Origin of the sequence: Dermatophilus congolensis, from assembly GCF_900187045.1 — a bacterium.
GTDB lineage: Bacteria > Actinomycetota > Actinomycetes > Actinomycetales > Dermatophilaceae > Dermatophilus > Dermatophilus congolensis.
The window spans coordinates 1193707-1206235 of record NZ_LT906453.1 but is presented as its reverse complement, the minus strand read 5'-3'; the positions used below and the strand labels follow the sequence as shown (position 1 = coordinate 1206235).

The following is a 12529-nucleotide window of genomic DNA, read 5'->3' as shown; positions in this document are numbered from 1 at the left end:
TCACCGGAACCAGCCATTCCGGCAAGGATCGTTGCCGAAACTGGGAAGGGATCAATAGGCTCTAACCGTGGAGTCTCTCCCGTCGATCACCGCCACTTTGGAGCTCATCCCTACCAAGCTGCGTCACTTCCGGGAACATCAGAACGTCTCGTTGACCAGACTTTCTGCACTGACAGGAATCTCGACAAGCACGCTTTCGCGACTGGAACACGGCCAACGCAAACCCAGCCTGGAACTGCTGCTACCGATTTCCGCCGCACTTTGCGTCTCTCTCGACGAACTCATCGCCCCGCCGCGCATCGTCGATCCACGCGTCCGCAGCACACCAGAACGGACAGCGGGGCGAACCTTTATCCGTCTTACCCACCACCCCCATAACCCGCAGGCTTACAAGGTGACCATTCCAGCCCTCCACGAGCCGCGCACCCTGCGCAGCCACGACGGCTATGAATGGATGTACGTGCTCAGTGGCCGACTCCGCCTTCTTCTAGGAGACAAGGACTTCGTCCTCAAACCAGGTGAAGCCGCCGAGTTCGACACTGCCGTCCCTCACTGGTTCGGCGCAGTTGGCAAGCACCCAGTCGAGCTGCTGACGATGTTCAGCAGCCAGGGAGAACGGCTTCATCTACGTACGTCGCTCGGCAATAGCCCCTCGTCCTAGGGCAGGCGCTGACAACTCGGGCAGAACGTCGAGCTGCGATTAGTGAACTGGATCCGTCGCATCAGGGTCCCGCATCGTCGGCACGGTTTACCCTCGCGGCCATAGGCATCCAAGGAACGTGAGAAATATCCACTCTGGCCGTTGACATTCACATACAGCGAATCAAAACTCGTCCCGCCTTGGGCCAGAGCATCACGCATGACATCTTGAGCGTGGCCAAGAAGAGCAACAAGATCGGACTGCTGTAAAGACGACGAACGGCGCTGGCCATGAATACCTGCGCGCCACAACGACTCATCTGCATAAATATTGCCGATACCTGAAACGACCCCTTGATCGAGCAGTCGCCGTTTCACTTCACTATTCGAGCTACGGATCCGTGCACTTACCTGCTCTGCATCAAAGATTGGTTCAAGCGGATCGGGAGCAATATGGGCTACCGGAACAGGCACGCCGAAAGGATGCCCCTGGCTGGGAGCACCCAACTCGGCCAGCGCCAACCCACCAAAGGTGCGTTGATCCACAAACCGCAGCACCTTTCCCTCAGAGGAGATGGGTTCGGCAGAATTCTTCACTGGGCCATCAGATAGCCAAAACTGCGCATGGGTATGTTTGGGGGCCTCAAGGTGACAATCTTGAACAAGCATCTGCCCACTCATCCCCAAGTGGACGATCAAAGCCATAAGAGCAGACCCTTGCGCTGCCACCTCATGCGCTGGTTCAAGTACCAGCCACAAATACTTACCCCGTCGGTCCACTGCTCGTACGCGCGCCCCCGTAATCTGCGCACTCAAATGTTCTGGGCCCAGCACATGGCGGCGTGCCACCCTGGTGCCGCGTAAGGACACACGCGCAAAGGCCTTGCCGACTACATGATCAGCAAGGCCTCTACGCACAACTTCAACTTCGGGGAGTTCAGGCACGCTGCCCTGCCTAGCCCTTCTTATTCACCTGTTCAACGGAGTCAACTACCGCCTCAGCTACCTCTGCCTCAGTAGCGGAAACAACAGCTTCGGCTTTTTCTTGACGTTCCTTCAGCATCGTCCACGCAAATTCAGCGGCTTGTTGCTCTGCTTGTTTTTTGCTGCGGCCAACCCCGGTCCCGAGCACTTCTTCACCCACCACAACGGAGGCGGTGAAAACTTTCTCGTGGTCAGGTCCTTCTTCACTGACTCGGTACTCCGGAGTGCCGATAGACATCACGCTGGACAGCTCTTGGAGTGAAGTTTTCCAGTCCAAAGCAGCACCAAGCTGAGCTGACTTTTCAAGCAGCGGGTCAAGGATGTGGTGAACGAATACGCGTGCACCCTCCAGGCCTCTTTCCAAGTACACCGTGCCAATAAGCGCTTCCATCGTGTCGGCGAGGATGGAGGCCTTATTCCGCCCTCCTGTGCTTTCCTCACCTCGACCAAGAAGAAGGTAATCGCCAACGCCAAGCTCACGAGCCACCTTCGCTAAGGCCCGCATATTCACCACAGCGGCGCGCAACTTAGCCAACTGGCCTTCTGCCAAATCAGGATGATCGGCATAAAGCGACTCAGTTACAACCAGACCAAGCACCGAGTCTCCAAGGAATTCCAGGCGCTCGTTATTAGGAAGACCACCGTTCTCGTAGGCATACGAACGGTGTGTCAACGCGTGATCGACGATGCCGCTGTCAACGGTGCCACCGATGATCGCAACGATCTTCTCAGTGAGCTCGCCAACCGGTCGCCGCTGATGTGTCGTCTTGTGTTTTGACGCCATCGCGACCTACGGCCTCAGTCCTGGAGCTCGGAGCGCTCCGCGGCCGAATAATGACGGCCGTTGTAAACGCCACACGACGGGCAAGCCACATGCGGGCGCTTGGGCTGTGTACACGTGGGGCACGAAGCCAACGTGGACACAGTTGTCTTCCACTGCGCACGACGCGAACGGGTATTGGAGCGCGACATCTTCCGCTTGGGGACAGCCACGTCAGTTCCTCTTCTCTGGATCGGTGTCACCATCGCTGGTCTGAGCAACCTCCTGACGGAGATGAGCCAGCGCAGCCCAACGAGGATCGGTCTGGTCGTGTGAGTGCTGAGGATCCTCCGCCAGGTGGTCTCCGCATGTTGAACACAGACCAGGACAGTCCTCATCACACACCGGCTGGAACGGCAGCGACAACACCACCGCATCCACGATGACGGGTTCAAGATCGATCAAGTCGCCCTCGATAACCCGCTGGTCCTCGTCTTCATCACCGACCTTTTCATGACGAGCGGCACGATCGGCGTAGGCGAACAATTCTTGAAAGCTCACATCGACTGACTCGTCAATGTCGTCCAAGCACCGCACGCAAGCACCGGTAGCACGCGCCCGCATTTCTCCACTCACGAGGATTCCCTCGATCACAGACTCCAGCCGGAAATCCACATGCATAGGAGTTCCTTCTTCAACCCCCAGCACATCAGTGCCAATACGTGAGGGGGCAACTGCATCGAAGGCATCTTCCACCATCGACCCAGCCCTGCGATTCAAGCACCGGGTATCAATCACCAAAGGCCCGTGCGGATCAAGCTCGGTCATGGAATTACTCACTCCCAACAGAGGCTTCACAGCCTGCAGCTTCGGTCGGTTCAGCATGGCCCGTTAGCTCGAGATTCCTGGTGCGAAACCGCATCAACAAGGCGATTAGGGACAATACGCGGACCGAATATCAATTTTAGCTCAGCAGAACCACGCCCCCCAAAACGCTTCAACTCTTCACTGCCCCAATTAACAAGGGAAAACGAAGCCAAGCAGCACCTACCGCCATCATCCACCCCCGAACTACGAATTCAAACGCTCCATCAACGCTGCCTGCACCCGTGGCGGCACCAACCCCGTGACATCACCCCCATACCCAGCCACCTCCTTCATCAGCGAACTAGACACCTCAACGAACTCCGGGCTGCCGGGCACAAACAACGTCTCCACCCCACTCAAACGCCTATTCATCACCGCCATCGGCAACTCGTAGGCATAGTCAGTCTCTCCCCGCAGTCCCTTCACAATCGCAGAAACCCCCAGCTCACTACACACATCCACCAAAAGCCTGCCCGCGTAAGAACGCACTTGTACCCGACCGGCAAGACCCCGCTCCTGAATCTCCGCTTCAACCAAAGCCACCCGCTCATCCGGAGAAAACAGCCCCTGCTTGGCCGGGTTATGCAACACCACCACAAAGACCTCATCAAACAAAGCAGCTGCTCGCGCAACCACGTCAAGATGCCCGCACGTAACCGGATCATACGAACCAGGGCACGCAGCACGACGAATCAGATGCTCACTCATGCGCCGACCGTAACAGGCTGCACAACACAGGCGGGGTTCGAATGTCTGACCCCTGATCCTCAGACACTCGAACCCCGCCCGAAGAAACCAGTGCCGATAAACACCGGTTCCCTTTTCCCCTGCACTCCCCGGCAGGGGAAAACCTGTCAAGCACGGCCGGCTACGCGAAGGAAGCCGACCACGCACTCACTCTGAAGCCAAAGCCACAGACGCACTGACCTTTGCCGCACGAATCGCAGGCAGGACCGAAGCCAACCAGCCAGCAGCCAACGCCACCGCGACCACCAACAGCAATCGTGCCCAGGGGATATCGACGGTGACACCACCTAGATCATTCAACAAAGCGTACGAGCCAGCGATGCCGTAGCTGATGCCCAGCAACAACCCAAGAGCTGTACCGACACCTGTCAACACCAACGCCTCCAGCCCGAACATCGCGCGCAGGCCAGACTTCAGCAAACCTAGAGCCCGAAGAAGACCCGACTCACGCGTCCGCTCGAACACGGACAAACCTAGAGTATTGCCAATACCAACCAAAGCAATAACTACGGCCATCGCCAGCAGTCCGACAACAACAAGCAACACGATGTTGATGATCTTCTGGAAAGCCTCGCGCGCCGCAGCCGCCCCCTGAATGCGGACACCTGGGACACCGCTCAAGTACTCAGCGGCTTTCCGCTCGCCAGTGGAAGCCTCAACACCGTCGGCATACCGCACCCACACCTGGTTCAAAGCCTTGGGGTCCAGGCGCTGGACACTGTTAAACGTGGTGTAGAAAGACTCCAACTTGCCCGAAGAAACCACAGCGGTAAGAGACAGCGTCCCGCCGCCTTCAGTGGCGACAGTCACAGGCGAACCATCAGCAATTCCCGCATCACTGGGAAGCAAAATCTTCCCGTCAGCTAGTCCAGTGAAAGCATCAGCGCGACGGCTGACCTTGGCAGCCTCAGCAGAAACTCCCACCAAACTTGAATCCGAGATAGTGACACTTCCCGATTTGACTGTGACGGACGTCGAATTAGCCAGACCGCTGCGCTCCACCTCAGGTGTAGCCGCTAGCTTGTCTGCATGAGACTGCCCCAGTGGGGCTTCGGCCGAAATCTGAGAATCGACTGGAAAAGTGCGATCCAGTGACGCATTGATCGACGTCGTGCCCGTCGCAGCACCCACCAGCATCATCGTCACCAACGTGACCCCAACCAACAGCGCACTAGCTGTGGCGGCAGCACGCCCCGGGTTACGTCGAGCGTTAGCCACTGCCAATCGGCCTGCCACTCCCCCGCTTCGCAACGGAGCACCAACCACAGACGCAGCCGCAGGAACCACCAGCGGCGTCAACAACATGACACCCAGGAAGCTACTCACTCCACCGGCCACACCAATAGCGATCCCACTACCACGCGCGCCCATCACCAAGCACACAGCCCCAACGAAGAACAGCGCCGTCCCAATCACGATGCGCAACCGCGCAACCCGACCCTCAACCTGCGCGGAAACAGGCCGCAAAGCAGCAATCGGAGCAACCCGTGTTGCAGCACGCGCTGGAGCCAAACTCGCAAGCACCGTCACCACAACACCCACAGACATCGGCACCAGCACCGCTGCAACGCTGGGAACCAGCCCATTTATCCCCTTCGCAAACGACACGACAATCGCAGCGACGGCCACACCCAATAGCAAACCAATAACAGAGCCGATCACCCCAACAAGGAATGCCTCAAAAAGAACTGCCCGGCGCACCTGAGCACGGTCTGCACCGATGCAACGCATCAACGCCAGCGCACGCGTACGCTGCGCAATCAAAATCGAGAACGTGTTAGAGATCACCAACGCAGAGACGAAAACCGCGATAACAACAAAACCCAGCAGCATAGTGGTGACCACCTTGATGCCCGAGTCAAGAAACCTTTGACGTTCAGCAACCTCTTCAGCGCCCGTGCGCACCGTCAAACCAGCGGCGGCAGGAAGCCCCGCCACAAGCTTTTTCGTTTTTTCGTCTTCCATACCCACATCAGGCAGATTCACCTGCACCTGGAGAAAACCAGTCCTGCCCGTCAGCTCCCAAATATCGTCATTCAGAGCAAACGCCAACGGGGCAACACCATCAGGACCACTCTTATCTGGCGAGACCACGCCTACTACGCGCAACGGAGTAGTTCCCCCATTGCCATCTTTGGCGGCCTCTCCCGAAAGAAAATCGACGCTCTGCCCTATCTGAATCTGCCGCTGGGCAGCGACATCAGAGGAAACAGCAATCTCTCCACGAGCTGTTGGCAACCGCCCCGAATCCAACTTCGTGCGCTCATCCAACACAGGCAATGATTTCAGCCGCAGCGGCTGGCCACCGGTGTGAGTTCTGTGAAAAGTCAATCCTCCTGCGATGGCAGTCACCTTGGCTTGAGGTAACGCAGACTTCACCTGCGAAGGCAACGCAACCGGAATAGGCCCTTCCCCACTATCTGGGACAGAAACCACCGCGGCTGCCCCACCCACCGATGCCGCAGCCCGATCCCGCAACGTTGCCTGCACCGAATTACTGACAAGCAACGTAGTTGCCATGAACGCAACACCCAACGCGATAGCAACAAGCACACTCGCCAAACGCCTACCCTGGCCAATCACACTGGCCAAGGCCATCTTCATCGACGTTTTCATGATCACGCACCCAACTCACGCAGAGCCGACAGCACCTGGTCGCTAGAGGGCGTCTGCAAATCACCAGCAATCCGCCCGTCAGCCAGAATCAACACCCGATCTGCATACGTCGCAGCATTCGGATCGTGAGTCACCATCACGATGCTCTGCCCCAAATCCCGGACGCTGTGCCGCAAAAACTCCAGCAACTCGTGACCAGTCACTGAGTCCAAAGCCCCCGTGGGCTCATCCGCGAAAATCACCTTCGGGCGCATCACCAATGCCCGAGCCACCGCCACTCGCTGCTGCTGCCCACCGGAGAGCTGCGTGGGCCGGTGCGACAGTCGCTCTCCCAAACCAAGCACCGAGACAACATGGTCAAACCACTGCATGTCAACCTTTCGGCTGGCCAACTCCAGCGGCAGCAAAATGTTGTCCTTCGCCGACAAGGTCGGCAGCAAGTTAAACGACTGGAACACAAACCCAAGCTGATCCCGGCGCAGCCTCGTCAGTTCTTTGTCATTCAACGTGGTCAGATCAGTGTTCCCCACCCAGACATGTCCGCCTGAAACATCTTCCAAACCAGCAGCACAATGCATCAACGTCGACTTACCCGACCCAGAAGGCCCCATGATCGCCGTGAACTGCCCCTGCCCAAAAGAAACATCCACGTGATCCAACGCCACCACACGGGTCTCCCCCTCGCCGTAGACCTTCGAGAGATCCTCAACCTTGAGCGCAGGCTGCGGAAACTTCTCCGCAGGATCCATCTCCAACGCAACGGACACCGGTGATGCGGTCATGATCTTGCTCCTGATCTGTACATCCGCTCCTTATCCAGGCAAGCGGAAGCGCCCCGACTCCGGGGCGCCGTAGTTATCGGTAGATGATGAAAACCACAGTACGAAGCACGACCTGTCCCCCGAATCGGGCTACGGTCTGGTTTTCACATACCCCGCCAGGAGCACACCAACCCCATCCACGTACGACCCAAGTCGTACCTGAACGTCAACGATCAAACATCACCGCTGCGCGGCCGAACCAAACCCGTGTCGTAAGCCAACACCACCATCTGCACCCGGTCACGCAACCCTAGCTTCGACAAAATTCGACCGATATGGGTCTTCACCGTCGCCTCAGCCATGAACAAGTTCGCCGAAATCTCGGCATTATTCATGCCCTGCCCCACCGCCACCAGTACTTCACGTTCCCTATCAGTCAACGGAGCCAACACGCGCTCCCTATCAACACTTCTCTCCGAATCTGCGTTACCCATCCCCGGCAAGAAACGCTCCAACAAACGCCGCGTCGCACTCGGAGCCACCACCGCATCACCAGCGAACACCGCACGAATAGCCGCCAACAACTCCGCAGGGCCAGCGTCCTTCAGCAAAAAGCCGCTCGCACCCGCGTGCAAAGCCGCATGCACATACTCATCCAAATCAAACGTCGTCAACACCAACACCTTTGTGGCAGAACCTGACTCCACAATGCGCCGCGTTGCCCCCACCCCATCCAGCACCGGCATCCGGATATCCATCAAAACAACATCCACCCCCGCCCCAGGATCAGCTACCGCAGCCACCGCGGCAGCACCATCACCCACCTCACCAACGACCACCATGTCCGGCTGGGCATCCAAAACCATCCGAAACCCCGCACGCACCAACGCCTGATCATCAGCCAACAACAACCGAATCGGCTCACTCACGAATGACCTCCACCATCAGAACCAATACCAGGCGCTATACCCAACACCGACGACGAATGCTCCGACTCCACAGACGGCACACTCGCAACAACCTCAAACCCGCCACCAAAGCGCGGCCGCGCCGAAAAAGTACCACCCACCGAGGCAATCCGCTCCCGCATCCCAATTAACCCATGCCCCTGCCCATCATCATGCGAAACACCCCCACCCGTATCCCGCACAGCCACCGACACTTTCCCCGGCGTATACGCCAACTCCACCGCAACCGTCACCCCAGCACCACCATGCTTCAACGCGTTCGTCAACGATTCTTGAACCACCCGATACAACGCCATCTGCGCAGCCACATCGAGAGTCTCCACCGGCGCCGGCCCCCCCACCACCGTGAACGTCGCCGGAGTTCCTGCCGCATCCACATGCGCCACCAAATCACCAATACGATCCAACCCACCCTGCGGCGCATACTCCACCTCATCCCCCGCACGCCGCAACACCCCCACCAAACGCCGCGTCTCACTCAACGCCCCCCGCGCCGTATCACCAATCGTTCCCAAAGCCCGCTCAGCCACCTGACCGGCCGTCGCCGGATCACCATGGGCCAACGCATACGCCGCACCATCCGCCTGCACAACAATCACCGACAACGAATGCGCCACCACATCATGCATATCCCGAGCAATACGGTTGCGCTCCTCCTGTACCGCCAACCGCGAAACCGAATCCCGCTCACGCTCCAGCGAAGCAGCCCGCTCCCGCAAAGACTCCACCAACTCATACCGCTGCCGACGCAACGCCCCCGGCACAAACGAAGAAACCACCAACCCCATCATGAAAACCGCTGTCATCACGTAATTAGCAAGCGCCGCCAACCACGAGGCCCCGTACGAACCCTTTTGCCAGTCATACACACCCAGCAAGCAGCCAACCAACGCCGCCCCCAGCCACCACCACCGCAACTGCTTCTTGCCATACGCCGCCACCGCGAACAGCATGATCAACGCAGAAATATTCCCCGGATACGCAGTATCCAGAATGAAAAGCTGCACAACACACCCAAGGAAAACGCACATCATCGCCCTATCCGGACGAGTCCGCCGCCACAGCAACGGCACCACTGCCCCACCCAAAGCCCACACAAAAGAAAAACCAGGCGGCAGCCACCCCTGATTGAACTTTTCTTCTTCCGCCATGGCCACCAGCACCAGCAAACCCACCGGAAACGCCCACAACGCATCAGCCACCATCGGATGACTACGCCACCACGCACACACACGACGCCACCACGCATACGCACGAAGCACCGAACGCACCAACGGAAGATCTCGCACAACACCACCGTAGGGCCCAACACGACCCCTGTCGTCACACCAGGGTCGCATCCTCCTCAGCCGCTACCAGCTGCACAAACCACAACTGCGTCTCCCCATACGTACGACCATCAAAACACTCCAACCCCAGCGGCCACACCGGCTCAGCCGTACGACTCGACCGCTCCACCACCACCACCGCGTCCGGATCCAATACGCCAGGCACAGCCAAACGGCCACAAATCGCCTCAATCACCTCATTAGCCACCTCATACGGCGGATCTATAAACACCACCCGAAACGCCCCCTGCTCCACCTGCGGCACATACGACACCGCAGAACCAGTAACCACAGACACCACATCCGCCACACCCAAATCACGCGCATTACCCCCCGCAACAGCCGCCACCGACCTCGCCGACTCCACCAACACCGCCTGCGCAGCCCCACGCGACAACGCCTCAAAGGCCAACGCCCCCGACCCGGCATACAAATCCAAAACCCGCGCCCCAGCCAACACATCAAAATGATCCAACCGACTGAACAACGCCTCCCGCACCCGATCCGTCGTCGGCCGTGTCCGATCCCCCTTCGGAGTATCCAAACGACGCCCCCTAAACCGGCCAGCCACAATACGCGTCACACCACTCACCCCTTCTGCAAAAAATCAACCGACTCCGCCGCCACGTGATCGTCCAGAATACGGTCAAGATCAACAAACCCCGTCAACTCCGCATCCTGCGCCAACGCACTGGCAGCATCCTGGCGCGCCATCGCAATAATCTCCTCATCCTCGCGCCCAGCCAACCGAAGAAACTGCAACTGCGACCCTCCACCTGACTGACGCTTACCCAACACATCACCCTCACGACGCGACAAAAGATCCAACCGCGACAACTCAAACCCATCAGTCGTGCCCGCAACCGCCTCCAACCTCTCCCGCCCACCCGGCGTCGGCTCAGACGTCACCAACAAACACAACCCAGGCAAACCCCCACGCCCCACCCGCCCACGCAGCTGATGCAACTGCGAAACCCCAAACCGATCCGCATCCACAATCACCATCACCGTCGCATTCGGCACATCCACCCCCACCTCAACCACCGTCGTCGCCACCAACACATCAACCCTGCCCTCAGCGAAATCCCGCATGACGCGCTCTTTCTCATCACTAGGAAGACGGCCATGCAACACAGCCATACGCGCCCCCGCCAACGCAGAAATCCCCTGCAACTCAGCAAACACCTCCACCACACCCCGCATCGAAGGACGCTGACCACCCCCCGCATCCACAACATCACCACCAGGAGTGCCCGCACCATCCCACACCGCAGCAAAACCCTCCTCCACCGCACCACCTGCACCCACCTCATCCCCAATCCGAGGACACACCACATACACCTGCCGCCCAGCACGCACCTCTTCAGCCCCCCGCTCCCACGCCCGGGCATACCACCGCGGATTATCAACCACCGCTGTCTGAACAGCAGCACGCCCACCCGGCAACTCCGACAACACCGACAACTCCATATCCCCAAACACCGTCATCGCCACCGTCCGCGGAATCGGCGTCGCCGTCATCGTCAACATATGCGGAACCTGCGTCCCCTTGGCACGCAACGCATCACGCTGCTCCACACCAAAACGGTGCTGCTCATCCACCACTACCAATCCCAAATCCGCAAACACCACCCCCTCCTGCAACAACGCATGCGTCCCCACCACAATCCCCGCCTCACCAGAAGCCACCTGCAACAACGAACGTCGACGCTGCCCTGCAGAATCACTGCCAGTCAACAACGCCACCCGAGTGCCCTCAACAGCACCACCCAACAAACCCCCCTGACCCAACGGCCCCAACAACGCAGAAATCGACCGATAGTGCTGCTGCGCCAACACCTCCGTCGGTGCCAACAACGCCGCCTGACCACCGGCATCCACAACCGCCAACATCGCCCGCAACGCCACCACCGTCTTGCCCGACCCCACATCCCCCTGCAACAACCTGTTCATCGGCCGACTACACGCCAGATCAGCCTCAATCTCCTCACCCACCCGCCGCTGCCCCTGCGTCAACGCAAAAGGCATCTGCGCATCAAAAGCCGCAAGCAACCCACCCGCACACACCGAACGCGCCATCGCAGGCGAAGCCGCCTGCTCAGCCCTACGCCTGCCCAACTCAACCTGCATCGCAAACGCCTCGTCATACTTCAACCGACGCACACACGCAGCAAAATCTTCCGGTCCCTCAGGCAAATGCACCCCCCGCCACGCCTGCGCATACCCCCGCAACCCCCGCGACAACCGCAACGACTCCGGCAACGGATCAGGCAAATCCACCGACGCAAGCACCTGCTCCACCGCACGCGAAACCACCCAACTCGGCATCCCCTTCACCTGCCGATACACAGGCACCTGCTCCCGCTCCAACAACGACCCCACACCCGAAACACCCGCAAACTCCTGCTCCGCACCACCAGAGCCACCGTCCTCACCCACCGAATCAGGCAAAAACTCATACGTCGGATGCGCTAACTGCCAACGCCCCTTATACGTGCTCACCTTCCCTGCAAACAGCCCACGACGCCCCACCCGCAACTCCCGCACATGCGGAAACGCCGAAAAAAACGTCAACCCCATCTCCCAAGGGCCTGTACTAACCGTCGCGGACAAAATTGTCATCGGACGCCGCCCCCTCCTGGGAGCCGCCTTACGCGTCGATGCCGAGGTCACCACCCCGACAAACACCACATAGTCATCCGGATGCAAGTCCCCCAAGTCGCCATTACGGCTAACAAACTTTCGCGGGCGAAAACGCAACAAATCGCCAGCGGTATCTATCCCCCGCGCCTGCGACAACGCCTTCGCATACTTCTCGGGCAAAATGCCCCGCAAGGAACTCCACCAATCACTCATGCG

The 12529-nt window shown here is 59.0% G+C and carries 12 protein-coding genes; 1 reads left to right on the top strand and 11 read right to left on the bottom strand.

Annotation, left to right across the window (positions count from 1 at the left end):
* Positions 1 to 67: 67 nt before the first annotated feature.
* The gene (locus CKV89_RS05130; RefSeq protein WP_028327010.1) at positions 68 to 661 is read left to right on the top strand and encodes a helix-turn-helix domain-containing protein; all 594 of its coding nucleotides are present in this window, start codon (positions 68 to 70) and stop codon (positions 659 to 661) included.
* On the opposite strand, the gene mutM is transcribed toward CKV89_RS05130, so the two are convergent.
* From mutM to CKV89_RS05075, 11 genes are all read right to left on the bottom strand, one after another.
* The gene (mutM, locus tag CKV89_RS05125; protein ID WP_028327011.1) at positions 658 to 1584 is read right to left on the bottom strand and encodes a bifunctional DNA-formamidopyrimidine glycosylase/DNA-(apurinic or apyrimidinic site) lyase; all 927 of its coding nucleotides are present in this window, start codon (positions 1582 to 1584) and stop codon (positions 658 to 660) included. The two genes, CKV89_RS05130 and mutM, sit on opposite strands and share 4 nt — an antisense overlap.
* A gap of 10 nt (positions 1585 to 1594) precedes the next feature.
* A complete protein-coding gene (rnc, locus tag CKV89_RS05120; protein WP_028327012.1) occupies positions 1595 to 2407 on the bottom strand; it encodes a ribonuclease III in 813 nt (270 codons plus the stop codon).
* A 14-nt stretch (positions 2408 to 2421) separates the two neighbouring features.
* Positions 2422 to 2616, bottom strand: a complete 195-nt coding sequence (gene rpmF / locus CKV89_RS05115; RefSeq protein ID WP_084440973.1) for a 50S ribosomal protein L32 — start codon at positions 2614 to 2616, stop codon at positions 2422 to 2424.
* A 1-nt stretch (position 2617) separates the two neighbouring features.
* Positions 2618 to 3211, bottom strand: coding sequence for a YceD family protein (locus CKV89_RS05110; RefSeq protein WP_028327013.1), 594 nt, complete (start codon positions 3209 to 3211; stop codon positions 2618 to 2620).
* Between the two features lie 243 nt (positions 3212 to 3454).
* The gene (gene coaD / locus CKV89_RS05105) at positions 3455 to 3958 is read right to left on the bottom strand and encodes a pantetheine-phosphate adenylyltransferase (RefSeq protein WP_028327014.1); all 504 of its coding nucleotides are present in this window, start codon (positions 3956 to 3958) and stop codon (positions 3455 to 3457) included.
* A gap of 186 nt (positions 3959 to 4144) precedes the next feature.
* Entirely contained in the window at positions 4145 to 6613 is a 2469-nt protein-coding gene (locus CKV89_RS05100; protein WP_034400906.1) for an ABC transporter permease, read from the bottom strand.
* 2 nt (positions 6614 to 6615) lie between these two features.
* On the bottom strand, positions 6616 to 7395 hold the full coding sequence (locus tag CKV89_RS05095; RefSeq protein ID WP_084440974.1) for an ABC transporter ATP-binding protein: 780 nt from the start codon (positions 7393 to 7395) through the stop codon (positions 6616 to 6618).
* A gap of 212 nt (positions 7396 to 7607) precedes the next feature.
* Complete coding sequence (locus CKV89_RS05090; RefSeq protein WP_034400908.1) at positions 7608 to 8303, bottom strand: response regulator; 696 nt, start codon at positions 8301 to 8303, stop codon at positions 7608 to 7610.
* Positions 8300 to 9631 carry a sensor histidine kinase gene (locus CKV89_RS05085; protein ID WP_161626191.1) on the bottom strand — a complete coding sequence of 444 codons (1332 nt, stop codon included), beginning with the start codon at positions 9629 to 9631 and terminating at the stop codon, positions 8300 to 8302. The genes CKV89_RS05090 and CKV89_RS05085 overlap by 4 nt, the downstream gene beginning before the upstream one ends.
* Positions 9632 to 9665: 34 nt before the next feature.
* Complete coding sequence (gene rsmD / locus CKV89_RS05080) at positions 9666 to 10253, bottom strand: 16S rRNA (guanine(966)-N(2))-methyltransferase RsmD (RefSeq protein ID WP_028327021.1); 588 nt, start codon at positions 10251 to 10253, stop codon at positions 9666 to 9668.
* A 5-nt stretch (positions 10254 to 10258) separates the two neighbouring features.
* The gene (locus CKV89_RS05075) at positions 10259 to 12526 is read right to left on the bottom strand and encodes an ATP-dependent DNA helicase RecG (protein WP_051277512.1); all 2268 of its coding nucleotides are present in this window, start codon (positions 12524 to 12526) and stop codon (positions 10259 to 10261) included.
* Positions 12527 to 12529: the final 3 nt, after the last annotated feature.